Genomic DNA, 25,781 nt, shown 5'->3' with positions numbered 1-25,781 from the left:
GTAACATATTGGTTTATCCTATACGAAGAAATATCCAAATAGTTAAATATTTAACAAGTATATAATAGAAGATTTGAGGAGGGGTAACATGAGGAGGGTATTTCTTCTTACCATAGGGATGTTTACGCTTGGGTTTGATGCCTATGTAATGGCTGGTTTGTTACCCGATATCGGGGCAACATTTAAAATCATCGATTCGCAGACGGGACAGGCTGTGACCATCTTCACACTTTGCTTTGCGCTCGCCGCTCCGATTTTCGCAACATTATTGGCCGGAAAACCAACACGTAGCATATTGGTACTGGCACTTGCGGTGTTCTCATTAGGCAATGCGGGCAGTGCACTGGCACCGAATTTTCTCTTTCTGCTTATTGCTCGTGCCATTGCAGGGATCGGAGCTGGTCTTTATTCTCCGCTTGCCACGGCAACCGCTTCATCTCTTGTTTCCGATAAGAAGCGCGGACGTGCCTTAGGTATGACATTAGGCGGTATGAGCATGGGGACGGTCGTGGGGGTTCCACTCGGATTGATAGTTGCTGCGCATGCAGGTTGGGATGGGACGTTATGGCTCATTACGATACTTGGTCTCATTGCTATGATTGGGATTGTCATCTGGTTTCCAAACATTCCAGCTTCGCCCCCACCGTCATTACGGCAACGTCTTGCAATGCTGGCCAATGGAAGAGTAACAGCAACGGTTGGCATTACTTTTGTGACAGGCATTGCAAGTTTGGGGCTTTATACGTATATCGCTCCAATCTTGCAGAACTTGGATGGAATCCATTCTGTTACACCATATCTTTGGGCGTGGGGCATTGGTGGTGTTGTCGGCAGCTTATTCATTGGTACTCTTATTGATCGAATAGGACGTCCAGGCTGGATTACGGGCGGTATATTAATTCTATTAGCATTAGCCATGTTCAGTCTGCCGTTAGGTCTTAGAGTTCCTATTCTAATGTTTCTACCCTTCTTTATTTGGGGTGCAATGGGATGGGCTTCACTAGCCCCTCAACAGCATGTATTACTCGAGCTACAGCCTAAACACGGACCCGCTGTTGTCGCTTTAAACAGTTCCGCCAATTATTTAGGGAGCTCAGTAGGGTCTGCGCTTGGAGGGGTTGTTATGGTAGCTGGATTGACACCTTCCCAACTTCCATTTGCAGCCGGCTGTCTTGTGCTAGTGGCTTTACTAGGACAATTGGTGATTTTATCAACAAAAAGAAAGGGATAGAAAAATTGAATTTTGATTAAAAAAGACCATCTTGAAAACGAAAAAGGATGGTCTTTCTTGCCTCCTCTTAGAAAAGGATCAACCCCGCAACCTTTCTTAATAAAATGGTCTTATGTCGTAAATGACCTTTTTCTTGGGTCCAGATCATGATGAATGCCAATGCAATGTCATTCACCGACAGTCTTAAAAAACTTTTTCAATTCCCCTCCTAATCTGCATCGAGGATAGAAATTACACTGGTCAAAAGAAAAACTGAACCCGTTTTGGATCCAGTTTGAATTTGGTTTTCAATTGAATTTTGCCTGCCAAATCGGACTGTTTTCCTGTTGAATCCGGGACTGGCTATTTAGGACCTGTTGAATAAGCAAAAATTACAGATTAAAGAAGGATTTCGGCTACTTTTCGCGAATATAATGTGTAAGGAAAGCTGTCGGCAAATAGTTTCAATATGTAAAATGGGACACGGAGACCATTGGAATTATTTGGTACAAAAAGCTCTCCGTTACTTTTGAGCAGATAAGTATCTCCCTTTAAGGCAAGTCCTATAAGGTTGACATTTATTTGATGAACATACACATAAATTTCGGTAAGCCCTCATAGTTATAGTGATGTAGGAAATAAAATATGGGAGGTAAAGTATATGAGCAAACATTTTCCAAATGTGAGCGTGGACTTAATCGAGGCGGCTAGGAGGAGTGATGGGGTTTTAAGTAGGTTATCAGAAGAGGAACTTACATGTATAAAAAACAGATACTTGAAATTCCTATATTTAGTGAAAAAATATCCTTACACCTCAATCTGCCCTACGTATGATATTGACGAAATGTGGCACCTTCATATTCTTCATCCACAGAAATATTATAATGATTGCATGGATTACTTTGGTTGTATTTTAGATCATAATCCTGGTTATGGCAAAGAAGAATCTGAGCTTCCTCATTTATTGAATATATATAGGGAGTCTTTGAAAAAATGGTCCGTTGAATTTAAAGAAGACTATAATATACCGTTATCAGATAAAGTTAAAGAACTAGCCAAAAATAGCACGAATGCTGAAGTAAAGACTTGCTATAATGAACCATTGAAAGCTGGAACCTGCTACAATGAACCGTTGAAAGCTGCGACCTGCTACAATGAACCATTGAAAGCTGGAACCTGCTATAATGAACCGTTGAAAGCTGCAACCTGCTATAATGAACCGTTGAAAGGTGAACAAGAAAAAAAGACTTGCTTAAACGAACCATTAAAAACTGAACAAGCCAAGGTTCAGATTTAAGGTGAAAAGTCAGCAAACGATTGTTTATAAGGCAAGCCTATTTTAATTTAGGCTTGCCTTTGGCCATAAAAGCATTTTTTGGGGGTGCCAATATGTTAAACAACGCAGTAAACAGATTAATACTTGTTGATACCATTAATACGCTAGGTACCGCAATAACATGGACCGGTCTTCCCATTTTTGCCCTCAATCTAACAGGCTCATTCCTTTATGCCGGAAGTTTGTACCTTACAGAAACGATTGCGGGAATAATATCTACCATTGTAAGCGGACATTTTATAGACAAAGTATCTTCTAAAAAGATGATATTTACTTCCTTTTTTCTTAATTGCTTTGTTATGATAACATTATTTTCATTACTATCATTTAAACATTTTATTATTTTTTTATTCCCTTTGATGATCTTATCCCAATCACTTGGGCATTTTGCTAATCTGTGTCTTGAAGTATGGTTTAGAGATTTGACAATTAAAGATCCAAACATAGGATTAGCAAGGGCAATAAGCAAGAAAAACACGTTTACTACAACTTGTAAGACTGTAGGTTTTACTATCGGGCCACTCATTTTTGGTATTTTAAGTTCGTACGCCATTCTCATAGACTCTGCTTCTTTTCTCGTGTGCGCGTTTTTAATCATGAGGTTTGATGAAAAAATTCAAATCGAACACTCGCATGATACTGCATGGTTTTCCTTAGCATATTTGAAAAGGACTTTAAAAGATAAAATACTGCGGATTTACTTTTTCTCACATTTACTAGGTGGCATGATTGGTCCCGTAATGACGAGCCTTTCGGTGTATATTTTGGAAGGACATTTTAAAGTAGCTGACTTTGAAATATCGATTTTTTGGCTCGTTGGTGGTGTTTTTGTGATTTTATCCAATATGATATTATCAAGATCCAGTCTTTTATTCGCTTCAAAGGTATTTTTGTATTTTCTAACTGTCTTTTTGGTATGTGGGGGCATTGTTATGATGGGAGCCTCCTTAAACTGGATATTCTTTATAGTTGGATTTGCCATTATGACGATGGGAAACCCCGTAATAAATAATTTGCTCTCAGCTGAAACCTTTAAAGCGATCCCCCAATATGAAAAAGGTAAAGTAATGGGCGTGATGGAGGCATCAGCAGATCTAGGCACCCTTTCTTTTATGATCATTTCTTGGGGATTAATAGAAACCTTTGGGATATTTATAACTTGTATGATAATCGCCGTTATGGCCATCTTACGGATTACCTTGTTTTATTCTTCATTTAAGATAAAATCAGATATCCCGATAGAGAATATAACAAAAAACCTTTAGGAGAATATGTCAAACTCTTTGGAGAAAGCCACCAAAAACGCTGCCGGTAACATGGTTATCGGCAGAAAACACCAAAATGACCATATATTTTACGAATCGTTGCCATCCCCCTTATTACTCTAAAGAGGATCCAGGGTTAATTTTGGGCAGAGTTTCTTTTTTCTTGACTATATTCCGCAACTCCATTTTTTCAAAAACTACAAAATTGAGGGAAACCGACTAAAATTTGTATTCTTCTTTAAATAAAAAACACATTTGATTTTCAAGACAGAAGTGATATAATTCACCTTAAAGGTTCCTCTTTCTGGTTTAGTAGTTTTTGTCAAACCTAATTATACCAGAGGTTCGAGGCACCTTTTTATTTTAAGCTTCTATTTTACTTTCGTAATTCAGAAGAAAAAAACTGGCAAAGGCTTAACATACAAATTCTTTTCTACCGAATTGACCCGATTGAAAATTGCAGGCGCGGTTTGAAAATGATCGTATTTTTGTTTATCTGATACCAAGAATAAGTGACCGCGATTAACCGAATTCGGCCGCTTATTTTAAGTACTAAACACTTACAAAGCGTTCTTATGTTTGACGCTTTTTAAGCCTTCGGACTATTAAAAAATGAAGGTGTATAAGATGAAAAAATTCGTCTTTATGGTGGCCGGAGTGATCATCATTGGTTTCATCATCATGACAATCTCGTTCTATAAGTCCCAGCGATTGCCCTCTCCTCCATTTGATCAAACGATTGATGAACAATACGGCGACGGCGCGCCATTAAAGCCTAAACAAACAACGCCACTTCAGCCGCATTATATGGATGAAAAGAATGGCTATGCGTTAACAAACAATCAGCTTAAGATTACGTTTGATAAGGGCGGCCATTGGGTCACCGTCCCGGTAAAAAAAGATCAGTTATTTAAGGGGGAATATAACGGCAATGAACAAGAACTCATCGAAAATAGCTATGTTCTCACGGCAAAACGGGCGGCATTCCTCTATTCAGATGAATCAGAAGATAAGGAAACGTTACTCATTTATACGCTTGACCAAGGCAAAACGTGGCAGCGCGCGGTTGTTGAAAAAGACTTTCCCGGCATACGAATTCGAAAAGTCGCGTTTCTGAATGATCGTTTCGGTTATGTGATTCTTACCGGCTATCGGACCATGTCACAAGAAGGTTCAAATGCTTATTTAACCTATGATGGCGGTAAGACTTGGCATATCACCGGCTTTACAGGGGATTCGCGGCTGCTTTCTGACGGTGGATTTATCGATGAATCAACCGGATTTATGTCTTATGGGACGATTGATCCTGAGGAACCGGATTTCCATGTGACGCAAGACGGCGGAAAATCGTGGAAGAGGGCGGAAATAAATATACCGGCAAAGTATCATAAGATCTTTGTGACGGCTGAAATCCCCAAAAAAGAAGGCGATCACCTGGTCCTACTTGTTAATCAAGGTCCCAATGGCGATTATAAGGGTGGAAAAGTTAAAGGCAAGTTCATATCAAAAGATAATGGGTTGACATGGGAGTTTTCGACGGAGGTAGGCGAATGAGCCAGGTAAAAGGATTATATATCAAAGTGACCGGGTGGATGCTGCTTCTTTTCGCCGTTGGTTTCTTTTGTTTGCAAATGGGCTGCCTATATGCGCATGAAAGATTTCAAGCGGAGTATGTCGATGACAGGCTCTTTTACTTCATCAATATCCTTTGCTTCATCTTTTTAGCGCTGGCCATTATACTTCTCCTGAAACCTTCAAAAATATGGCTTTGGGCTATCAGTGGCTTGGCTGTCGTCTTCATCCTTGCAAGTGGAGGCTTGCTTGTTGCGAGTAACAAGGAAATAAAAAATATCACAAGCCTCTCGCCCGATTACAAACATGTGGTGTCGATCAAAGAAAAGACGAAGTCCGGCGACGCCGTCTATCTAAGGTCTTATTTCGGTATCCTTGCGCGGCCAAAAGAAAGACTGCCCTATAAGACAGACGGGGTGTTTAAGGTCAAATGGCTCGCCAACGATATCGCCGCAGTGACTTATAAGACAGCTGACGGAAAGATCGAGCAATTCATTGCGACATACGGTGACCGGTCAGATGGTCGTTCCTATTATTATGTCGGGTCGGAAATCCAAGGCAAGTGGCAAGGAAAAAATACCAAAGTGGTAAGCGATACAAAAGGGATAACGGTTATTGTGGGCGGGCGTACAGAATTTTTTGATTGGCGCCATATCAAACAATTTGGTACGCTTGCCATCGTTTTAGAGAAACAAAAGCAGGCGGTTTGGACGATTTCACTCAATGATAATTTTGTCGTTCCCGCATTATCTGGAGTGCCGAAAACCGGCGACATAAGTTTATATCAAGCGACGATGCGAGATAATAAACCAATCATTCTGCATGATCAATCGCAAAAGTGATGATATGGCTAACGATTATAACCGAATCTCAATAGGATTCGGTCATTTCTGAAACCAAACTTTAACAATAAAACTCGTTCTGCCAGACTTAATTAACTTGGTTATGGCCAATTGGTTCATCCTTTTGAAAAATAAGACAACACAGACACCATGATCTAAAGGAATTTCTGTACTTGGACCCTGATTGAGAGCCCCTTAATGAATCGTGATGTGCGATTTAAAAATGGTATGATGATCGGTTTGATTGATCCCCTCAACATAAAGCTCGTGCTCGTCCATTTTGGAAATATCTTTGTATAGTGTAATGGAATCTCCCGGCAAGGCTTCTTGATTGAAATTGATCTCTATTGTATGAATGGGGTGCCTTTTGTGAAAATCCGGAAGAAAGCAATCCATGATGTAATCGACATATTTGGAGTTATTGAGATGGCCGTTAAAATCGATATCACTGTATCCAATGACTTTTTGATAAGCGGGTTCTAATCCGCCAAAATCTTTGAACTTCCCAAATTTCCCTTCAATAGCGCGTTCCGTACGGTTTTCAGGGTAGTGGATGTTAATTGATTCTGTTCGTTTAATTTTCCGATCGTTTAAACCCATGACGACCCATTTTGATGCCGCTTTTATGATGACCGCTCCGGTGTGATCTTTGACAAGAAAGTCGCGGTCAAAATCAATCTTGCTTGGTTGAAGCGGCCAAGTTTCAATCGTGATGTTTTCATCCCAAGTAGGATGGCGCAGGATATCCACGCGAATGCGGGTTAAAATCCATGCCACCTTATACTTCTTCTCCAATGTTTCAATACCATAACCAAGATCCTCGGCAGCGAGACTGGCAATGTCTTGAAACAAGCTGAACAATGCACTTAGCTTTAACTTCTTTGTAAAGTCAACATCCCTAAGTTCTATATGATACTGTCCTTTATATAGAGATGATCCGTTCGCCATATTGAAAACTCCCTTAAAATAAGCTGCCCTTATTTTACCATATTCGTTCGAAAACGAGCAGAGACAGCGCTTTACCGTATGTGGAAAATTTTTCTCGATAGGTTATACCGGCTACTTCAAGTCACTCCTTTTGTACCCTTTCGGCTGCGAAAGGTCTCTAAATTTATTTGATCCTGCAAATCCATTAAAAATTATATCCCTTTATCTTTTTCCATTTTCTAATTTTAGTTCTAAACGTTTTAAATGGCGCTACTGTATTGATATGAATCCACTTCCAAATTGGCCAATTGGATGGTGTTGAAGACGCCCACTGTCTGCCGCCTTGCTCAAATAATTCTTGGTCATTATAGCTTTCAACCAATTGAATGATTTTATGAACATCCTGATTAAACAGTTCAATTAACGTTTCAATCGAATCATTTGCATATTTATCATAAAAGCTCTGATAAAGCCCCCCTAGGTTATTCCATTTATAATCTGGCGCAGGTGTTATTACATTTTTTCCCTCTTTGTTATCTTGTTCCCATGATAATATTAAATTTAACCATCCCAGTTGGTAAGCAATCATCTGGGATGGCGTTCTATCCACTCCGTTTACAAATACATCTTTATTAAGATTATTAATAGAACGGAATTCATCAATAAATAACTTTGCACTCTTAGTAATTTCATCAATCAAGGCTTTTTTACTCTCATATTTTGGCAATCGTAACACCCCTTACCGAGTTTTGAGTGTTCATGCTTTTATTTTTGCTTTAAACCCTTGTAGAACAAGGGGTGAGAATAGATTTCGGTATTTCAACTTTTAGATAAAATTTCTTTTGCAACTGGAAATTCACCTATTTTGTCATACTTCTGAAGCAATTGTTTTGAGATTTCAATTGGATATTCTTCTTTTTCATTTTGAGTAACACCTAGTACATTACATAATCCAGAATGAAATTCTTCTAAATTTGGAACTTTACCTTCTTGCATATACTCTTTTTGAACTTTGAGAAGGAAAAATGAAATCTCAGCTCGCTCTTCACCACTTAAATCTTTTTTTACAGCAATGCAATCAATATCTAATAATAAATTAGGAGATATTTTTTGATTTTCAATAATTTTTATTAAAAGGCCTTCTAAAAGTTCAACCTTAGAATTTAAGTTATAAACTTCTTTATCTAATCTTTCTACCTGGTTCTCCAAATTTTCAATCACTTGCGAGGTATTTTTAGCATCCATACTTATTCTCCTATCTTTTTTTAAACGAGACTAAAGATTTGAATCACTTTTACAATGGCTTTAGCACCAAATCTTGCAGCTGTAGCTCCAAGTGGTCCCTTCATAGCATCGTATTAAAGTTTCTTTTAGTTTACCTTATCTAAAGCTTCTAATTTACGTAGAGCAGGTTTTACATGACTATGCATAACGCTTCCTACTTTTTTCACAGCTGTTTTACCAAAATATTTACCTACTAGATTAGTAATAGGAGTAGTACTATCAATTGCCCATCTTAAAGCCTTCTTATTTATGTAAGTTGGTTCTGATTGAGTAGACATCTGACCGTTAATAGATTGAATACCAGGATCTACTGCAAGAGATGAAGCTTGAGCTTGAGTTGCCTGACTTTGTTGTACTACAGAAGATGTGGTTTCACTCGGTTTCTCAGCAGCAAATGCTGCGGATCCTGAAAAGATACTTGAAGTACCACAACAAATTTTACCATAAAATAATATTATTGGTACCTATTTTTTGATATTTTAGATATATATTACTATTTATTCCCCTGTAAAAAAGTCCTTCCCCGCCAAAATCCCCCTTTCCTCTTACTCCCCCAAGGCTCCAACCGCATTTTGATGACCGCTGGCAATGTTAAAAAGTTGGTTCCCAAAACGCCTGATTTTTACCAGAAATTAGGTTGCTGAGTTGTTCAGCATAGTCTGGAAATGTCAAAAAGTTCTTCCCTGATTAGAGAAAAAATATTGGAGAAATGACGGAACTGAGCTGGCTGGGAACCACATGAAAAAGGACTGAGAATCGCCCAATTCCATACAGTGGAGCTTCTAACGCTATAGGATTAGAGAACGGCGGAGCCCATGCGGGACAAAGGATTGGGGCCGCTGTACAAAAGAAAAACTGGACCCGTTTTGGATCGAGCCCGAGTTTGTCTTTCTATTGAATTAGGGTTGAAAATGACCCGGAAAACAACCATATTTGCCTGCTGAATTGGCCTGGTCTCCTGCCGGTCAGGTACCAACTATTTAACAGCGGGTACCAACTTTTTTGCAGGGGACGGACTTTTTAACAGGGAGATACAAGGCCTCATCCAAAGAAGCCGGGCCAATAAAATCGCCTTGTTTTACCTTGTATCATCCCTTCAATCAATCATTTGATTAAACAAAAAGCCCAGGAAAACCAGTCATTCTGGCTTCCCCGGGCTTTTTTGTTTATTCGACTGTGACCGATTTGGCCAAATTTCTCGGCTTGTCGACGTCGCAGCCGCGGTGCAGTGCTGCGTAATACGCAAGCAACTGCAATGGTACAACTGAGATAAGAGGTGTCAATAATTCGTGTACATGAGGAATGACGAAACGGTCGCCTTCCTCATTCAGGCCTTTCATCGAGATCACGCAAGGGTTGGCCCCGCGGGTGACAACTTCCTTGACATTGCCGCGGATGCTCCAGTTGACGTCTTTTTGCGTAGCAAGCGCGACAACCGGTGTACCGTCCTCAATCAGGGCAATTGTGCCGTGTTTGAGTTCGCCCCCTGCAAAACCTTCCGCTTGAATATAAGAGATTTCCTTCAGCTTCAGTGCGCCTTCAAGGCAGACAAAGTAGTCCATCGAACGGCCGATGAAGAAGCAATTGCGGGTGACCGTCAAGTAGTCATATGCCATTTGTTCAATTTCTTCTTTTGAACCACACAGCACTTCCATCGCATTTGCCACAAGGCCGAGTTCATGTACCAGGTCGAAGTCTTCGCTGAAACCACGCGATTTTGCCGCTACATCAGCAAGGATCGCAAGGACGGCAATTTGCGCCGTATATGCCTTTGTCGAAGCAACCGCAATTTCCGGTCCTGCATGAAGCAATAGGGTATAATCCGCTTCACGGGACAAAGTCGAGCCCGGCACATTGGTCATCGTCAGCGTCTTGTAACCCAATTCTTTCACTTTTACAAGCACGGCACGGCTGTCGGCTGTCTCCCCGCTTTGCGAAATAAAAATGAACAGCGGTTTTTCTGACAAAAGCGGCATATTGTAAACAAATTCACTGGATACATGGACTTCAACTGGAATTTTCGCCAGCTTCTCAATGAGCTGCTTGCCAACAAGGCCGGCATGGTAGCTCGTGCCGCATGCGATAATATAAAGCCGGTCAGCTTCGGTTACGGCATCGATAATTTGGCTGTCAACAGACAATTTGCCGTTGATATCCTGGTAAGCCTGGATAATTTTCCGCATCACGAGCGGCTGCTCATCGATTTCTTTCAGCATATAATGCGGGTACGTACCCTTCTCTATATCGCTTGCATCGATTTCTGCTTTATACGGTTGGCGGGTGATCGTTTCACCGGCAAGATTCTGGATGGTGACTTGCCCGCGGGTAAGGATGACCATTTCACCATCTGCCAGTTCGATAAACTGGTCTGTCACTTGCAGCATCGCCATCGCATCGCTCGCTACCACATTAAAGCCGTTGCCGACGCCTACCAAAAGCGGGCTTTTATTTTTTGCCGCATAAATCGTATTGCCGTCTTTTTCGTCCAAGAGGGCAAGCGCATAAGAACCCTTTAAAAGCGTCAGCGTTTTCCGGAACGCTTCCGCCGTTTCAAGGCCTTCTGAAGCAAATTTTTCCACCAGTTGCACGATAATTTCCGTATCGGTATCACTTTTTAAAGGAACATCCGTGAGATACTCTTTTTGCAAAAGCGTGTAGTTTTCGATCACGCCGTTATGCACAAGCGTAAAACGGCCGGATGCACTTTGGTGCGGGTGGGCATTTTCTCTGCTCGGAACCCCGTGGGTTGCCCAGCGTGTATGGCCGACGCCGATCGTTGCCGCAATTCGCATATCCACGATCCGGCGCAAATCTTCAATCCGTCCCTTTTCTTTAAACACATGCACGCCGGCTTCATTTCGGAGAGCGATCCCTGCAGAATCGTAGCCTCTATATTCCAGCTTCTCCAAGCCTTTTAACAAAATTTCCTTCGCATCTTCAGTACCGATATAACCAACAATACCACACATTTGTTCTTCCTCCTCGGATCACAAGGGGGCAAGAACCACCGGGAGCAGTCCTGCCCCCTTATCTCTTGAAATTTTTGTAAAACTTCTGATCCGTTTTCTCTTCCCACATGCTTTTCCCTTTGTCCGCCGGGTCGCCCCGCCGATTTGTGGAAAAACATACGGCTGTGTGTGGCAGCCGGGAGGCATCCGCCGAAAGCTCGATACTCCTCCTCCTCGTCAACTGGACCTATCCGTCCCAGGCCCAGTTCTGGCGCTTTTAAAAAATCGCAAACGATCCTCCTTTTCTGTAAAGTGAAGAGAAAACAACATCATTATCATAGCGTATGCGTGATACTTCGTCAACATATTTTACCATTCTCAACATAAAATATGCATAAGAGGGTTGTTGCGTGCCCCCTTATGCACAGGAAAAAATAATTCTTTTCAGCACCAATTGAAAAGCCGGGATGGATTTTTTAAAATTATTCTCTTAAACCCATTTCCGCTTCCACTGCCCCGGCAATCCGGGAAACAAACCGGCTGCAGTCTTCCGCCGTCTGTGCTTCCACCATGACACGCACAAGCGGCTCTGTTCCGGAAGGGCGGACAAGAACACGCCCGTTTCCGGCCATTTCCCTTTCCACCTCATCAATCACCGATTTTATTTTTTCGTTTTCTAAAACATGGTATTTATCGGTTACCTTTACATTCACGAGTTTCTGCGGGTACTTTTTCATTTCCGCAGCCAGTTCGGAAAGCGGCTTGTTCGCGATTTTCATAATGTTGATCAGCTGCAGTCCGGTTAAAAGGCCGTCCCCGGTCGTGTTATGGTCAAGGAAAATAATATGGCCCGACTGCTCACCGCCCAAATTAAAGCCGTTTGCTTTCATTTCTTCGACAACGTACCGGTCACCGACAGCCGTTTGAACACTGTTGATGCCGAGCGCTTCAAGGCCCTTATGGAAGCCGAGATTGCTCATTACAGTAGAAACGACGGTATTTTTCTTTAAAAGCCCTTCTTGTTTTAAGTATTTGGCACAAATATACATAATCTGGTCCCCGTCTATGATCTGGCCTTTTTCATCAACAGCGATCAACCGGTCGCCGTCGCCGTCAAATGCAAGCCCGACATTCGCGCCTTTTTCCTGGACGAAAGCAGCAAGCGCTTCCGGATGCGTGGACCCGACCCCGTCATTAATGTTCAGACCGTTCGGGGATGCTCCCATTGTCGAGACATCTGCATCAAGATCAGCATAAAGATATGTCGCCAGCGAAGAAGTCGAACCGTTGGCACAGTCAAGCGCCACATGAATACCGGTAAATTCTTCATCCACTGTCTGTTTTAAGAACTGCAGGTATTTTTGGCTGCCTTCAAAGTAGTCGCTGACAATACCGAGATCTTTCCCGACCGGCCGCGGCAGGTCATCCGTGTCTTGATTGAGCAGTTCTTCGATTTCCGCTTCCTCATCATCCGACAGTTTAAAACCATCGGGGCCGAAAAACTTAATGCCGTTATCTTCCACCGGGTTATGCGATGCCGAAATCATGACGCCGGCCTGCGCCCCCAATGCTTTTGTCAAATAAGCAACACCCGGCGTGGTAATCACGCCAAGCCGCATTGCTTCCGCCCCGATAGACAGAAGCCCGGCAACAAGCGCCCCCTCAAGCATCTGCCCGGAAATGCGCGTATCGCGGCCAATCAGAACTTTCGGCCGCTCATTCGCATGCTTGGTCAAAACATATCCGCCGAAACGTCCCAGTTTAAAAGCAAGTTCAGGTGTGAGTTCAGAATTTGCTATGCCTCTTACTCCGTCTGTACCAAAAAATTTCGTCATCAGGTTTCGCTCCTTCTTTTCCGCATATCAGTTCTGTTATTCTGTCTTTTGTGCTGCGTCACTTATGCGTATTTTCGCCTTTTCACCGGAAAGCCTCCACGTTACATTTTTCGGGCCCGATACAATATAGCTAACGTCATGGTCCCCCTCCTTCAGACCAGACAGATTGATCGAAACGTTAAAATCAGAGGCGGAAATCTTGTCCAAATCGCTCTTTTTCCCGTCTGCAATAATATCAATCGTTCCGCTCTTTGGAGAAAGGAAATCCATTTGATAGCCGGCAGCCAGTCCTTTTTCCTTAATCGGAATATTGCTCAGCGTTTTCTCATCCTCATTCTTTTTTTCTTCCACTTTGATGGTCGCTGTGACCATTTCCGGATCCACCTTATTGATACCGTCCGGAAGAGTAATTGGAACATCAATGGTCGTATCTTTCGTAATTTTGCTGATGTCGATGTTAACCGGCAGCGTCTCAATCCCGGCAAGGCGGGCACTGGTGCCGTAGATGGTCACCTTCTTCGGATTTGTCGTGATACTTGTTATTGTCAAATTGTCGCGGTTACTGCCAACCGGGTTAATGGAAATCGGGACGGTTTTGCTCGGATTGGTCACATTCACCGAGACATTCACTTTATCCGGGTTGACCGAGACATCCAGTTTATTTAAATTCCGGTCGAGGACATTCACTGTCGCGGCCCTCGTAAAACTTTCCGTAATCGGTTTGCTGATTTCCACTGTCGCTTTTACATAACTGATCCTGTCAATGACGTTTTTCGCCCCGGTAATTTTCACAGTACCCGGCTCCACAGCAGGCACAGATGCTTCATACCCGGTTGCCAGCATATCTTTGTCGTATTCTGCCTCAACGTTGAAAATTTTGGATACTTTTTCTTGTACCGATACGGTAGCATACGTACGGTTGAGTTTGTATTTCAGTTTATCGGAAAGATCTTTTACTTTCAATTTGGCTTTTTGCTTGCCGATTTGTGCATTGCTTAAATCCATGTAAACGGTGAAATCCCTAGCGGCTTTCACCTGCTGGACGATGACTTTCGGGCCGGTTACAGTCACGTCCACCGTTTTCGGTGCGCCTGATACAACAAGGTTTTTATTATCATAAATCAGCTGGACCGGCATATTTTCAATTACGCCACTGCTGTTTTTTGTGGCGGAACCGATAATTTTATTGCCTTCGCCGTTTTCCACCGCAACTGAAATATAAAGCAGGATGGCTAAAACAAGCGCCAGCACCCTCATAAACCAACGATTGTCCATCAGTTTATCCATGTTTTCTCACCCTCCAGTTCCATTTCGACAAGGAAGGCTCCTTTGTTTTCTGGGTATAGTTCAGTTCGGCTTCCAGCATTTCCTGCAATTGCTCCAGGCTTAAATCCCTGTGAAGCTCGCCATTCTTCGTGACCGTTATCCCGCCCGTCTCTTCGGATACAACCACCGTCAAACAGTCTGTTACCTCACTGATCCCGACCGCGGCCCTGTGCCTTGTCCCCAGTTCCTTCGAAATAAACGGGCTCTCGGAAAGTGGCAAATAGCAGGCTGCTGCCGCCACTTTCCGCTTCTGGATAATCACGGCGCCATCATGAAGCGGGGTGTTCGGAATAAAGATATTAATCAAAAGTTCAGCCGACACAACAGAATCAAGCGGAATACCGGTTTCGATATAATCGCCTAATCCTGTTCCGCGCTCAATCGAGATCAGGGCGCCGATTCTGCGTTTCGCCATATAGCTGGTCGCCTTGACGATCGCTTCAACGAGGTGGGCCTGCTCATCTTCTTCCTGGCCGTTCGTTCTTGAAAAGAATTTTCCCCTGCCGAGTTGCTCAAGGGCCCGCCGCAACTCCGGCTGGAAGATAATAATCACGACCAGAAATCCGTATGTAAGTGCCTGATCCATCATCCATGCCAGCGCCTGCAACCCGAGCAAGCTGCTGAGACTCCTGACGATGATGATCACAAAAATGCCTTTCAAAAGCTGGACCGCTTTTGTTCCGCGGATCACCATTAATAATTTATAGATGACATACCAGACGACCAATATATCCACAATTTTGGAGAGATAGCTCCAGATGGGGAAATCAGCAATATGCATGACCCTGCCTCCATTAATTCATCAATCTTCATATCCTCTGTCTTCAACTGTTCTATTATATCATTTCCCACGGCGAAATAGCAGCTTTTGTATACCTGGAAAAAGAAACGGGAACCGGATCCGGCCCCGCTCCAATATATTTATATTCATTTCAAATGCTTCCATGCATCCTGTCCTGCATCTTTTATTTTATACCAAATCCATTCAAAAACTTCATTAATTTCTTCCACATTTCCGGTAACGTCCCCCGCGGAGGCCATATATTCATTTCCCCGGACCACCGTCACATTCCCTTCCACTTTCCCTTCAATCCGGAGATCGCCGTTTGTTACCGTAATGTCCTCTTTAATCACTTTTCCCTTCGGCACAATTGCGGTATGCCCCTGGACAATGATGTCTTTGTTTTTCGTTACGGAAAACTCGTCCGGGTTATGCCACTCGGAAAACATCGCGCCTGCCATTAAAATGAAGAACAAGCCGGCGGAGGCGAGAAACGGATGCATTTTCAACCAGCGGCCCGCCCCGACCCGCTTTTTCTCCCTTGGAAGATTTTTCATAACGCGGCCTGTAAAACCGGGAGGCGCCTGGACATTCGGAAGGCTTTGCACGTAAAAGATGCTTTTTTGCAGCTCATAAAAATGCTGTCGGCACGCGCGGCATGTTTCCAAATGGTACTCGAGCATTTTTTTATGGTCTTCCGGAATGTCTTCATCTAAGTATTCATGCATATACAGTACAATTCTCTCAGAACATGCCTCCATATTTTTCCCTCCTCACAGCCTGCCCAATTGCTTTCGCAGCGCTTCACGCCCGCGGTGGATTCTTGTTTTTACCGTTCCCAGCGGAATGTCCAGCATTTCGCTGATTTCATTTAAAGATAATTCTTCAATATACTTTAAAACGATAATAATTCGGTATTTTTCCGGCAATTTTAAAATTTCCCGCTGGATCATTTCCTGCATCTCAAGTGTCTCCACCTGCATATCCGGCAGCTTTTCCTCCGCCGGTACGGTTGAATAAAGGGTCAGCCCTTCCGTCCCGGAAATTTCCGCATCCAGATAAAAATCAGGTTTCTTCTTGCGGATCCGGTCAATACACAAATTAGTAGCAATCCGGTACAACCACGATGAAAATTTCCGTTCCTGCTTAAAACTTTTAATATGGATATAGGCGCGGATAAATGTTTCCTGCGCCAGATCCTCCGCTTCGGTGCGGCTCCCGATCATGCGGAAACAGATTTGGAATACTTTATCTTTATATAATTCAACGATATCATTAAAAGCATTTTGGTCACCCTTCATGACCTGCTTAATTTTTCGGTTTACAGTTGCTTCCATTTTCCCCCTCCGCCCTGTGCGGTACGTTATTTTTACGGTTTTCTCCTGAAAAGGTTTCAAAAAAAAGTAAAAAAATGTTCAAGTCTATTGTAGCAAAGTTATGGAAAAAATGTTTAAATCTTTAGTAAAATGGATATAAAATATTACAAATTTGAATATGAACGGGGAGTCAGGGATGAACCAGAAAAGCCGAGCCTTAATGTTGGAAATTGAGGAAAAAAGACGTGAAATGATTCAGCTCGCTTCGACCACTGCATACTGGGATGACCAGGTCTTACAGGCAAGCAGGCATCTGGACCAGCTCATCAATCAATTTAACAAATTGAAAAGCAGTAAACTTCAGGGATAAGTGAACAGAACACCCATGGAATAGATTTAAATAAAAAAAACGGCAAAACATCATTTGCCGTTTTTTTATTTGCAGTGCCGGATACCGGCCGGCAGGGGCTATTTTTAAAGAAGTTTTTTTCCAAACAATGTTTCAATCAGGCGGACAGCTTTTTCTGCCGTTTGATTGCGGCTGTCAAGGATCGGGTTTACTTCAACAACCTCGGCTGAAACAACGGCATCTGCATCGTGCAGCATCTCCATGGCGAGCCTGCTTTCGCGGAAATGAATCCCGCCGTATACAGGCGTTCCCACACCCGGGGCTTCTTGCGGATCGAGCGCATCTAAATCGAACGACAAATGAATGCCATCCGTTCTTTCTTTTAAATAGTTAATACTTTCTGTCATGACACTCTCCATCCCGAACCGGTCAATTTCAGCCATCGTGTAGATTTTTATGCCCAGATTACGGATGAAATCCTTTTCCCCTTCGTCCAAATCCCGCTGCCCGATCAGGACAACATGCTCCGCTTTCAGTTTTGGAATATAGCCGTAAACGCCCGTTAAAGAAGCATGCCCGTGCCCGAGGCTGGCGGCAAGCGGCATGCCGTGGACATTTCCGGAAGGGCTTGTCTCAGGAATGTTCATATCCGCATGCGCGTCAAACCAAATGACGCCGAGATTTCTGTAATGCTTGCTGATGCCGGCAATTGTGCCAATGGCAATACTGTGGTCGCCACCAAAAATAAGCGGAAACCGGTTGCTTTTTACAATTTCATCTGTATGCTCTGCAATGGACTGGCTTGCTTTTGAAATCGATTTCAAATTTCTCGCATTGGCTTCATCATCAGGGAGCTGCTCCGCCCTGCCGATTTCAATATTACCCAAATCGGTAACCGCGCAGCCGAGTTTCTCGAGCCCTTCTTTCACACCTGCATACCGGATCGCCTGCGGGCCCAGATCCACCCCTTTATATCGCTGCCCAAGATCCATTGGAACACCCATTATTGTAATATGTTTCTCCATCTGACTGCCCCCTTCCCTTCTCTCTATCTATCATTGTAAAATTGTTTTCCAATTGGCTCAACTGTACAAAATTCTGTATAATTATACAGAAGAAATGGGAATTGGTTAAAATATCCTCCTTCAGACGGCAGTCAAACATTCTTGTTCACTGATTTTTTAGCTTTGCAGGTGGGGGCTTCTAAGGTAATTGCACCACTAGATTAAACATCAACCACCCATTAACAGACAATGAAGTGTACATGATGTTAAAACAATTTACAGATAAATAAAAAACGCTCAAAATCCTCTTATAAAAAAGGGTTTTGAGCGTTTCTCTTTGAAGCGGAAGACGGGACTCGAACCCGCGACCCACACCTTGGGAAGGTGTTGTTCTACCACTAAACTACTTCCGCATATTTATAGAATACCACACACTTTAAAAAAAGAAAAGAGTGAGCCATGCAGGATTCGAACCTGCGACCCTCTGATTAAAAGTCAGATGCTCTACCAACTGAGCTAATGGCTCGTAAAAATCTATATATCAAATGGCTACGCCAATTCAATAGCAAAAGGCTGGGCCAGCTGGATTCGAACCAACGCATGACGGAGTCAAAGTCCGTTGCCTTACCGCTTGGCTATGGCCCAATTATCTATAGTATGAACCCTCTCACCAAAAAAATGCACCAAAGTGCATGTCCAAAAAAAAGGATGGTGGAGGGGGACGGATTCGAACCGCCGAACCCTGAGGGAGCGGATTTACAGTCCGCCGCGTTTAGCCACTTCGCTACCCCTCCGTAAATGGTGCCGGCCAGAGGACTTGAACCCCCAACCTACTGATTACAAGTCAGTTGCTCTACCAATTGAGCTAGACCGGCATAAAAATGGAGGATGACGGGCTCGAACCGCCGACCCTCTGCTTGTAAGGCAGACGCTCTCCCAGCTGAGCTAATCCTCCAAATATGTAAATGGTGACCCGTACGGGATTCGAACCCGTGTTACCGCCGTGAAAGGGCGGTGTCTTAACCGCTTGACCAACGGGCCAAAAAACTATAAGCTTCCAATCGGGCTCGAACCGATGACCTCTTCCTTACCATGGAAGTGCTCTACCTGCTGAGCTATGGAAGCATATGACTCCGCAGGTAGGATTCGAACCTACGACCGATCGGTTAACAGCCGATTGCTCTACCACTGAGCTACTGCGGAATATCAGGCCCGGCAGCGTCCTACTCTCGCAGGGGGAGATCCCCAACTACCATCGGCGCTGGAAAGCTTAACTTCCGTGTTCGGGATGGGAACGGGTGTGACCTTTCCGCCATCGCCACCGGACCTCAATGACAAAAATCATTATAGCAAAGTTTCCATTGCTTATCAACAGGAATTATGTGATTCCCTGAAAACCGGATGGGAGAAAAAACTGTAAACGGAGAATGCGTTTCTAACTTTGAGAATTGTCTAGCTCCAGCGCCTATCGGCTAGCGTATTTCTACGCTTTCTCCCTACGATAAGTCAACATCGGCTCGCCTTTAGGGGCTCGCCGTGTTTCCTTTATCTCAGTCGAAAGCTCCGAAATCCGTACGCCGATGAGCGAGGCGCTTCCGCTTTTCTATTGTCCAGCTCCGGTGCCTAGCCCCTCGAGGTCGAATAACCTGCCCGTCACGGAGCCAAAAGACGGCTCCATGCCGGTCAGAACATTCGCTTGTCGGGGCTAAACAAGGCACCTCCGCTTTTCTATTTGGTTAAGTCCTCGATCGATTAGTATTCGTCAGCTCCACGCGTCGCCGCGCTTCCACCCCGGACCTATCAACCTGATCATCTTTCAGGGATCTTACCAGTACAAACTGTGGGAAATCTCATCTTGAGGGGGGCTTCATGCTTAGATGCTTTCAGCACTTATCCCTTCCGCACATAGCTACCCAGCGATGCCTTTGGCAAGACAACTGGTACACCAGCGGTGCGTCCATCCCGGTCCTCTCGTACTAAGGACAGCTCCTCTCAAATTTCCTGCGCCCGCGACGGATAGGGACCGAACTGTCTCACGACGTTCTGAACCCAGCTCGCGTACCGCTTTAATGGGCGAACAGCCCAACCCTTGGGACCGACTACAGCCCCAGGATGCGATGAGCCGACATCGAGGTGCCAAACCTCCCCGTCGATGTGGACTCTTGGGGGAGATCAGCCTGTTATCCCCAGGGTAGCTTTTATCCGTTGAGCGATGGCCCTTCCATGCGGAACCACCGGATCACTAAGCCCGACTTTCGTCCCTGCTCGACTTGTAAGTCTCGCAGTCAAGCTCCCTTATGCCTTTACACTCTGCGAATGATTTCCAACCATTCTGAGGGAACCTTTGGGCGCCTCCGTTACCTTTTAGGAGGCGACCGCCCCAGTCAAACTGCCTGCCTGACACTGTCTCCCACCCCGGTAAGGGGTGCGGGTTAGAATTTCAATACAGCCAGGGTAGTATCCCACCGATGCCTCCGCCGAAGCTGGCGCTCCGGTTTCCAAGGCTCCTACCTATCCTGTACAAGCTGTACCAAAATTCAATATCAGGCTGCAGTAAAGCTCCATGGGGTCTTTCCGTCCTGTCGCGGGTAACCTGCATCTTCACAGGTACTATAATTTCACCGAGTCTCTCGTTGAGACAGTGCCCAGATCGTTACACCTTTCGTGCGGGTCAGAACTTACCTGACAAGGAATTTCGCTACCTTAGGACCGTTATAGTTACGGCCGCCGTTTACTGGGGCTTCAGTTCAGAGCTTCGCCTTACGGCTAACCCCTCTCCTTAACCTTCCAGCACCGGGCAGGTGTCAGCCCCTATACTTCGCCTTGCGGCTTCGCAGAGACCTGTGTTTTTGCTAAACAGTCGCCTGGGCCTATTCACTGCGGCTTCCCGGGGCATACACCCCAAAAAGCACCCCTTCTCCCGAAGTTACGGGGTCATTTTGCCGAGTTCCTTAACGAGAGTTCTCTCGCTCACCTTAGGATTCTCTCCTCGCCTACCTGTGTCGGTTTGCGGTACGGGCGCCTTTCACCTCACTAGAGGCTTTTCTTGGCAGTGTGGAATCAGGAACTTCGGTACTAAAATTTCCCTCGCCATCACAGCTCCGCCTTGGCGCGAAGGATTTGCCTCCGCACCGGCCTAACTGCTTGGACGCGATCAACCAGTGTCGCGCTTGCCCTATCCTCCTGCGTCCCCCCATCGTTCAAACGGTGAAGAGGCGGTACAGGAATATCAACCTGTTGTCCATCGCCTACGCCTTTCGGCCTCGGCTTAGGCCCCGACTAACCCTGAGCGGACGAGCCTTCCTCAGGAAACCTTAGGCATTCGGTGGAAGGGATTCTCACCCTTCTTTCGCTACTCATACCGGCATTCTCACTTCTAAGCGCTCCACCGGTCCTTCCGGTCCGGCTTCAACGCCCTTAGAACGCTCTCCTACCACGGACACCAAACGGTGTCCATCCGCAGCTTCGGTGATACGTTTAGCCCCGGTACATTTTCGGCGCAGCGTCACTCGACCAGTGAGCTATTACGCACTCTTTAAATGATGGCTGCTTCTAAGCCAACATCCTGGTTGTCTAAGCAACGCCACATCCTTTTCCACTTAACGTATACTTTGGGACCTTAGCTGGCGGTCTGGGCTGTTTCCCTTTCGACCATGGATCTTATCACTCACAGTCTGACTCCCAAGCATAAGTTTTTGGCATTCGGAGTTTGTCTGAATTCGGTAACCCGATGAGGGCCCCTCGTCCAAACAGTGCTCTACCTCCAAAACTCTTCGCTTGAGGCTAGCCCTAAAGCTATTTCGGAGAGAACCAGCTATCTCCAAGTTCGATTGGAATTTCTCCGCTACCCACACCTCATCCCCGCACTTTTCAACGTGCGTGGGTTCGGGCCTCCAGCAAGTGTTACCTTGCCTTCACCCTGGACATGGGTAGATCACCTGGTTTCGGGTCTGCGGCCTCATACTCTTTCGCCCTGTTCAGACTCGCTTTCGCTGCGGCTCCGCTTCTTCAGCTTAACCTTGCATGAGACCGTAACTCGCCGGTTCATTCTACAAAAGGCACGCCATCACCCGTTAACGGGCTCTGACTACTTGTAGGCACACGGTTTCAGGATCTCTTTCACTCCCCTCCCGGGGTGCTTTTCACCTTTCCCTCACGGTACTGGTTCACTATCGGTCACTAGGGAGTATTTAGCCTTGGGAGATGGTCCTCCCGGATTCCGGCGGGATTCCTCGTGTCCCGCCGTACTCAGGATCCACTCGGGAGAGAACGAAGTGTCAGTTACAGGGCTTTTACCTTCTCCGGCAGGCCTTTCCAGGCCGCTTCACTTAACCTGTTCTTTTGTAACTCCCATATGAGTGTCCTACAACCCCGGAAGGCAAGCCTTCCGGTTTGGGCTGTTTCCTGTTCGCTCGCCGCTACTTGGGAAATCGCAATTGCTTTCTCTTCCTCCGGGTACTGAGATGTTTCAGTTCCCCGGGTGTGCCCTTCCTGCCCTATGGATTCAGGCAGGAATCCTGTCCAATTAAAGACAGGGGGTTTCCCCATTCGGAAATCTCCGGATCAACGCTTACGTACAGCTCCCCGGAGCATATCGGTGTTTGTACCGTCCTTCATCGGCTCCTAGTGCCAAGGCATTCACCGTGCGCCCTTTCTAACTTAACCATAAAAAGGTTTAAATCCAAAAATAAGCGATTCTCGGTTTACTTGGTTTGTTTCTCCTATCCGGTTTTCAAAGAACACATACTGAAGGATTGAACCTTCAAAACTGAACAAAACGGAAACGTCAAACTTAATTGTGGAAAACGAAGTTTTCCTTAATTTCCTTAGAAAGGAGGTGATCCAGCCGCACCTTCCGATACGGCTACCTTGTTACGACTTCACCCCAATCATCTGTCCCACCTTCGGCGGCTGGCTCCGTAAAGGTTACCTCACCGACTTCGGGTGTTACAAACTCTCGTGGTGTGACGGGCGGTGTGTACAAGGCCCGGGAACGTATTCACCGCGGCATGCTGATCCGCGATTACTAGCGATTCCGGCTTCATGCAGGCGGGTTGCAGCCTGCAATCCGAACTGGGAATGGTTTTCTGGGATTGGCTTAACCTCGCGGTCTCGCAGCCCTTTGTACCATCCATTGTAGCACGTGTGTAGCCCAGGTCATAAGGGGCATGATGATTTGACGTCATCCCCACCTTCCTCCGGTTTGTCACCGGCAGTCACCTTAGAGTGCCCAACTGAATGCTGGCAACTAAGGTCAAGGGTTGCGCTCGTTGCGGGACTTAACCCAACATCTCACGACACGAGCTGACGACAACCATGCACCACCTGTCACTCTGTCCCCCGAAGGGGAAGGCCCTGTCTCCAGGGAGGTCAGAGGATGTCAAGACCTGGTAAGGTTCTTCGCGTTGCTTCGAATTAAACCACATGCTCCACCGCTTGTGCGGGCCCCCGTCAATTCCTTTGAGTTTCAGCCTTGCGGCCGTACTCCCCAGGCGGAGTGCTTAATGCGTTAGCTGCAGCACTAAAGGGCGGAAACCCTCTAACACTTAGCACTCATCGTTTACGGCGTGGACTACCAGGGTATCTAATCCTGTTTGCTCCCCACGCTTTCGCGCCTCAGCGTCAGTTACAGACCAGAGAGCCGCCTTCGCCACTGGTGTTCCTCCACATCTCTACGCATTTCACCGCTACACGTGGAATTCCACTCTCCTCTTCTGCACTCAAGCCTCCCAGTTTCCAATGACCGCTTGCGGTTGAGCCGCAAGATTTCACATCAGACTTAAGAAGCCGCCTGCGCGCGCTTTACGCCCAATAATTCCGGACAACGCTTGCCACCTACGTATTACCGCGGCTGCTGGCACGTAGTTAGCCGTGGCTTTCTGGCCGGGTACCGTCAAGGCGCCGCCCTGTTCGAACGGCACTTGTTCTTCCCCGGCAACAGAGTTTTACGACCCGAAGGCCTTCTTCACTCACGCGGCGTTGCTCCGTCAGACTTTCGTCCATTGCGGAAGATTCCCTACTGCTGCCTCCCGTAGGAGTTTGGGCCGTGTCTCAGTCCCAATGTGGCCGATCACCCTCTCAGGTCGGCTACGCATCGTTGCCTTGGTGAGCCATTACCCCACCAACTAGCTAATGCGCCGCGGGCCCATCTGTAAGTGACAGCCGAAGCCGTCTTTCCTTTTTCCTCCATGCGGAGGAAAAAACTATCCGGTATTAGCCCCGGTTTCCCGGCGTTATCCCGATCTTACAGGCAGGTTGCCCACGTGTTACTCACCCGTCCGCCGCTAACCTTTTAAAAGCAAGCTTTTAAAAGGTCCGCACGACTTGCATGTATTAGGCACGCCGCCAGCGTTCGTCCTGAGCCAGGATCAAACTCTCAGTAAAGATGTTTGATAAAAGCTCAAAAAGAATTTGACGTTTCGTTTTGTCCAGTTTTCAAGGAACAATCTTCGCCGTTTATTCATAACAGCGACTTTTATATTATATCAAGTATAAAGTGCTTTGTCAACACTTTTTTATCTGTCCTGCCTCATGTGAAGCAGCGACATTTATTAATATACCAAGATAGCAAATCGATGTCAACAGCCTTTGTATATTTTTATTCTATATAAAATGAACTTGAGTTTTTACATCAAGCCTGGGCACCGATTTGCATGACGATACTTTTTGCAGCAGGCAACAGAGCTGAGAGATTTTATTTATTTTATATATTTTTTCAGCTTTACGGAGGGAAGCCAAATCAACTTGTTTACGCTGTACAGCCAGGCGTTATACTGCAGACGGTATACCCGGGAGCTTCCCTCCATTTATCGAAATTGTTATTTCTTATAATAGATATTACAGCCGGACTTTAGGAAAGGACTGCCCCGCCATCAATGACAACCGTTTGCCCAATGATATGGGAAGACAGGTCTGATGCAAGATAGAGCAGAACATTCGCCACTTCTTCCGGTTGTGTATAGCGGCCAGTCGGGGCGGATGCAGCCATTTGCTGCCTCGTTTGTTCAGCAGCTGCTGAATCACCTCCGGCAAAACCGCTTTCAATTTTTCTCATCATTTCTGTGTCCACAACCCCTGGACATACCGCATTGACACGGACGCCGGACGGAGCTGCCTCAATTCCTGCCGTTTTCGTCATGCCGATCACCGCATGCTTACTGGCGCCGTATGCCACCATTTCCGGTGTGCCGACGAGGCCGGCAACAGAAGCCGTATTGACAATGGTGCCGCTTTTTTGGCTGATCATATGCGGCAACACATACTTCATACCAAGAAAGACGCCGCGTACATTAATGCCCATCAGTTTATCAAATACTTCTTCGGGATAATCTATGAGCGGTTTCATCTTTCCTTCCCAACCAGCATTGTTTAAAAGAATATCAATTTTTCCATAAGTATCTAGCGCAGTTCGGACGTAATGTTGGACATCTTTGGATTTGGAAACATCGGTCCGGACAAAAATCGCTTCCCCACCATTTTCACGGATTTTTCCAGCCGTTTCTTCTCCCAATTCATCAGATAAATCAGCGACCACGACATTTGCTCCGCCCGCAGCCAGTTTCAAGCATGCTTCGCGGCCGATTCCTCCCCCACCGCCGGTTACGATTGCAACTTTTCCTGTGAAATCAAATGTTTGCACTGGCGCCACCCTTTCCAAATTCGGTTCATCTTCAGTGTAATGGTTTGTAAAGAAGAAAGCAATGGTAACGCTTTCAAAAATTGTGTCTATTTTTTGCAACCGGCGATAGATAACCCATCTGCTTCTTTCGCGGCACGGGCAGAAATA

General features: G+C 45.4%; 17 protein-coding genes, 9 tRNA genes and 3 rRNA genes. 6 read left to right on the top strand and 23 right to left on the bottom strand.

Annotated features, from left to right (window positions below; genetic code table 11):
• Positions 1 to 88: 88 nt before the first annotated feature.
• The 5 genes from NSS95_RS00685 to NSS95_RS00665 all read left to right on the top strand — a co-directional run bounded on the left by NSS95_RS00685 (position 89) and on the right by NSS95_RS00665 (position 6,225).
• Entirely contained in the window at positions 89 to 1,231 is a 1,143-nt protein-coding gene (locus NSS95_RS00685) for an MFS transporter (protein WP_340713723.1), read from the top strand.
• A gap of 640 nt (positions 1,232 to 1,871) precedes the next feature.
• Entirely contained in the window at positions 1,872 to 2,507 is a 636-nt protein-coding gene (locus NSS95_RS00680) for a glycine-rich domain-containing protein-like (RefSeq protein ID WP_104851082.1), read from the top strand.
• Between the two features lie 92 nt (positions 2,508 to 2,599).
• Positions 2,600 to 3,811, top strand: coding sequence for an MFS transporter (locus NSS95_RS00675; RefSeq protein ID WP_014096450.1), 1,212 nt, complete (start codon positions 2,600 to 2,602; stop codon positions 3,809 to 3,811).
• A gap of 627 nt (positions 3,812 to 4,438) precedes the next feature.
• Positions 4,439 to 5,365, top strand: a complete 927-nt coding sequence (locus tag NSS95_RS00670) for a WD40/YVTN/BNR-like repeat-containing protein (RefSeq protein ID WP_104851081.1) — start codon at positions 4,439 to 4,441, stop codon at positions 5,363 to 5,365.
• Positions 5,362 to 6,225: a hypothetical protein gene (locus NSS95_RS00665; protein ID WP_035182809.1), complete on the top strand. Its 864-nt coding sequence runs from the start codon at positions 5,362 to 5,364 to the stop codon at positions 6,223 to 6,225. The genes NSS95_RS00670 and NSS95_RS00665 overlap by 4 nt, the downstream gene beginning before the upstream one ends.
• A 195-nt stretch (positions 6,226 to 6,420) precedes the next feature.
• On the opposite strand, the gene NSS95_RS00660 is transcribed toward NSS95_RS00665, so the two are convergent.
• The 9 genes from NSS95_RS00660 to sigW form a co-directional block, all read right to left on the bottom strand.
• The gene (locus NSS95_RS00660; RefSeq protein WP_061566279.1) at positions 6,421 to 7,173 is read right to left on the bottom strand and encodes an acyl-[acyl-carrier-protein] thioesterase; all 753 of its coding nucleotides are present in this window, start codon (positions 7,171 to 7,173) and stop codon (positions 6,421 to 6,423) included.
• A gap of 184 nt (positions 7,174 to 7,357) precedes the next feature.
• The gene (locus NSS95_RS00655) at positions 7,358 to 7,879 is read right to left on the bottom strand and encodes a ClbS/DfsB family four-helix bundle protein (RefSeq protein ID WP_061565106.1); all 522 of its coding nucleotides are present in this window, start codon (positions 7,877 to 7,879) and stop codon (positions 7,358 to 7,360) included.
• A 92-nt stretch (positions 7,880 to 7,971) separates the two neighbouring features.
• Positions 7,972 to 8,397 (bottom strand): hypothetical protein, encoded by a 426-nt coding sequence (locus tag NSS95_RS00650; protein ID WP_026683805.1) that lies wholly within the window; start codon positions 8,395 to 8,397, stop codon positions 7,972 to 7,974.
• A gap of 1,205 nt (positions 8,398 to 9,602) precedes the next feature.
• On the bottom strand, positions 9,603 to 11,405 hold the full coding sequence (gene glmS, locus NSS95_RS00645) for a glutamine--fructose-6-phosphate transaminase (isomerizing) (RefSeq protein WP_035182814.1): 1,803 nt from the start codon (positions 11,403 to 11,405) through the stop codon (positions 9,603 to 9,605).
• A gap of 461 nt (positions 11,406 to 11,866) precedes the next feature.
• Complete coding sequence (glmM, locus tag NSS95_RS00640; RefSeq protein ID WP_014096454.1) at positions 11,867 to 13,219, bottom strand: phosphoglucosamine mutase; 1,353 nt, start codon at positions 13,217 to 13,219, stop codon at positions 11,867 to 11,869.
• Positions 13,220 to 13,255: 36 nt separating this feature from the next.
• Complete coding sequence (locus NSS95_RS00635; protein WP_014096455.1) at positions 13,256 to 14,506, bottom strand: CdaR family protein; 1,251 nt, start codon at positions 14,504 to 14,506, stop codon at positions 13,256 to 13,258.
• Positions 14,499 to 15,326, bottom strand: a complete 828-nt coding sequence (gene cdaA / locus NSS95_RS00630; protein WP_014096456.1) for a diadenylate cyclase CdaA — start codon at positions 15,324 to 15,326, stop codon at positions 14,499 to 14,501. The genes NSS95_RS00635 and cdaA overlap by 8 nt, the downstream gene beginning before the upstream one ends.
• 146 nt (positions 15,327 to 15,472) lie before the next feature.
• Positions 15,473 to 16,087: an anti-sigma factor family protein gene (locus NSS95_RS00625; RefSeq protein ID WP_026683806.1), complete on the bottom strand. Its 615-nt coding sequence runs from the start codon at positions 16,085 to 16,087 to the stop codon at positions 15,473 to 15,475.
• A gap of 12 nt (positions 16,088 to 16,099) precedes the next feature.
• Positions 16,100 to 16,663, bottom strand: a complete 564-nt coding sequence (gene sigW / locus NSS95_RS00620; RefSeq protein WP_014096458.1) for an RNA polymerase sigma factor SigW — start codon at positions 16,661 to 16,663, stop codon at positions 16,100 to 16,102.
• A 175-nt stretch (positions 16,664 to 16,838) separates the two neighbouring features.
• Here sigW and NSS95_RS00615 point away from each other — a divergent pair, with 175 nt between their 5' ends.
• The gene (locus NSS95_RS00615) at positions 16,839 to 17,012 is read left to right on the top strand and encodes an aspartyl-phosphate phosphatase Spo0E family protein (protein ID WP_014096459.1); all 174 of its coding nucleotides are present in this window, start codon (positions 16,839 to 16,841) and stop codon (positions 17,010 to 17,012) included.
• Positions 17,013 to 17,116: 104 nt separating this feature from the next.
• On the opposite strand, the gene rocF is transcribed toward NSS95_RS00615, so the two are convergent.
• The 14 genes from rocF to NSS95_RS00545 all read right to left on the bottom strand — a co-directional run bounded on the left by rocF (position 17,117) and on the right by NSS95_RS00545 (position 25,634).
• The gene (rocF, locus tag NSS95_RS00610) at positions 17,117 to 18,016 is read right to left on the bottom strand and encodes an arginase (RefSeq protein ID WP_014096460.1); all 900 of its coding nucleotides are present in this window, start codon (positions 18,014 to 18,016) and stop codon (positions 17,117 to 17,119) included.
• Between the two features lie 320 nt (positions 18,017 to 18,336).
• Positions 18,337 to 18,408, bottom strand: a tRNA-Gly gene (locus NSS95_RS00605).
• A gap of 40 nt (positions 18,409 to 18,448) precedes the next feature.
• A tRNA-Lys gene (locus tag NSS95_RS00600) sits at positions 18,449 to 18,521 on the bottom strand.
• 47 nt (positions 18,522 to 18,568) lie between these two features.
• Positions 18,569 to 18,640: transfer RNA gene (locus tag NSS95_RS00595), tRNA-Gln, on the bottom strand.
• Positions 18,641 to 18,704: 64 nt separating this feature from the next.
• A tRNA-Tyr gene (locus NSS95_RS00590) sits at positions 18,705 to 18,789 on the bottom strand.
• Positions 18,790 to 18,794: 5 nt separating this feature from the next.
• Positions 18,795 to 18,870: transfer RNA gene (locus tag NSS95_RS00585), tRNA-Thr, on the bottom strand.
• A gap of 7 nt (positions 18,871 to 18,877) precedes the next feature.
• Positions 18,878 to 18,950 (bottom strand) — tRNA-Val (locus tag NSS95_RS00580).
• Positions 18,951 to 18,961: 11 nt separating this feature from the next.
• Positions 18,962 to 19,036: transfer RNA gene (locus tag NSS95_RS00575), tRNA-Glu, on the bottom strand.
• Positions 19,037 to 19,047: 11 nt separating this feature from the next.
• Positions 19,048 to 19,120 (bottom strand) — tRNA-Thr (locus NSS95_RS00570).
• A gap of 6 nt (positions 19,121 to 19,126) precedes the next feature.
• Positions 19,127 to 19,198, bottom strand: a tRNA-Asn gene (locus tag NSS95_RS00565).
• 7 nt (positions 19,199 to 19,205) lie between these two features.
• Positions 19,206 to 19,321 (bottom strand): 5S ribosomal RNA (gene rrf / locus NSS95_RS00560).
• Between the two features lie 406 nt (positions 19,322 to 19,727).
• Positions 19,728 to 22,660, bottom strand: a 23S ribosomal RNA gene (locus tag NSS95_RS00555).
• Positions 22,661 to 22,825: 165 nt separating this feature from the next.
• Positions 22,826 to 24,379: ribosomal RNA gene (locus NSS95_RS00550) — 16S ribosomal RNA — on the bottom strand.
• Together the 16S, 23S and 5S rRNA genes with 9 tRNA genes alongside form the textbook arrangement of a ribosomal RNA operon.
• Before the next feature lie 466 nt (positions 24,380 to 24,845).
• Positions 24,846 to 25,634 (bottom strand): SDR family NAD(P)-dependent oxidoreductase, encoded by a 789-nt coding sequence (locus tag NSS95_RS00545; protein WP_026684497.1) that lies wholly within the window; start codon positions 25,632 to 25,634, stop codon positions 24,846 to 24,848.
• Positions 25,635 to 25,781 lie beyond the last annotated feature (147 nt).

This window comes from Weizmannia sp. FSL K6-3076, from assembly GCF_038007245.1.
Lineage (GTDB): Bacteria > Bacillota > Bacilli > Bacillales > Bacillaceae_C > Weizmannia > Weizmannia faecalis.
The sequence above is the reverse complement of the archived record's forward strand: the minus strand, read 5'-3'. Positions and strand labels throughout refer to the sequence as shown.

Bases quoted from the DNA above. Each gene is read 5' to 3' on its own strand.
- glmS (WP_035182814.1), bottom strand. From the start codon at position 11,405: ATGTGTGGTATTGTTGGTTATATCGGTACTGAAGATGCGAAGGAAATT.
- NSS95_RS00680 (WP_104851082.1), top strand. From the start codon at position 1,872: ATGAGCAAACATTTTCCAAATGTGAGCGTGGACTTAATCGAGGCGGCT.
- NSS95_RS00685 (WP_340713723.1), top strand. From the start codon at position 89: ATGAGGAGGGTATTTCTTCTTACCATAGGGATGTTTACGCTTGGGTTT.
- glmM (WP_014096454.1), bottom strand. From the start codon at position 13,219: ATGACGAAATTTTTTGGTACAGACGGAGTAAGAGGCATAGCAAATTCT.
- NSS95_RS00660 (WP_061566279.1), bottom strand. From the start codon at position 7,173: ATGGCGAACGGATCATCTCTATATAAAGGACAGTATCATATAGAACTT.
- sigW (WP_014096458.1), bottom strand. From the start codon at position 16,663: ATGGAAGCAACTGTAAACCGAAAAATTAAGCAGGTCATGAAGGGTGAC.
- NSS95_RS00625 (WP_026683806.1), bottom strand. From the start codon at position 16,087: ATGGAGGCATGTTCTGAGAGAATTGTACTGTATATGCATGAATACTTA.
- NSS95_RS00675 (WP_014096450.1), top strand. From the start codon at position 2,600: ATGTTAAACAACGCAGTAAACAGATTAATACTTGTTGATACCATTAAT.
- NSS95_RS00615 (WP_014096459.1), top strand. From the start codon at position 16,839: ATGAACCAGAAAAGCCGAGCCTTAATGTTGGAAATTGAGGAAAAAAGA.
- NSS95_RS00665 (WP_035182809.1), top strand. From the start codon at position 5,362: ATGAGCCAGGTAAAAGGATTATATATCAAAGTGACCGGGTGGATGCTG.
- NSS95_RS00670 (WP_104851081.1), top strand. From the start codon at position 4,439: ATGAAAAAATTCGTCTTTATGGTGGCCGGAGTGATCATCATTGGTTTC.
- rocF (WP_014096460.1), bottom strand. From the start codon at position 18,016: ATGGAGAAACATATTACAATAATGGGTGTTCCAATGGATCTTGGGCAG.
- cdaA (WP_014096456.1), bottom strand. From the start codon at position 15,326: ATGCATATTGCTGATTTCCCCATCTGGAGCTATCTCTCCAAAATTGTG.
- NSS95_RS00650 (WP_026683805.1), bottom strand. From the start codon at position 8,397: ATGGATGCTAAAAATACCTCGCAAGTGATTGAAAATTTGGAGAACCAG.
- NSS95_RS00635 (WP_014096455.1), bottom strand. From the start codon at position 14,506: ATGGATAAACTGATGGACAATCGTTGGTTTATGAGGGTGCTGGCGCTT.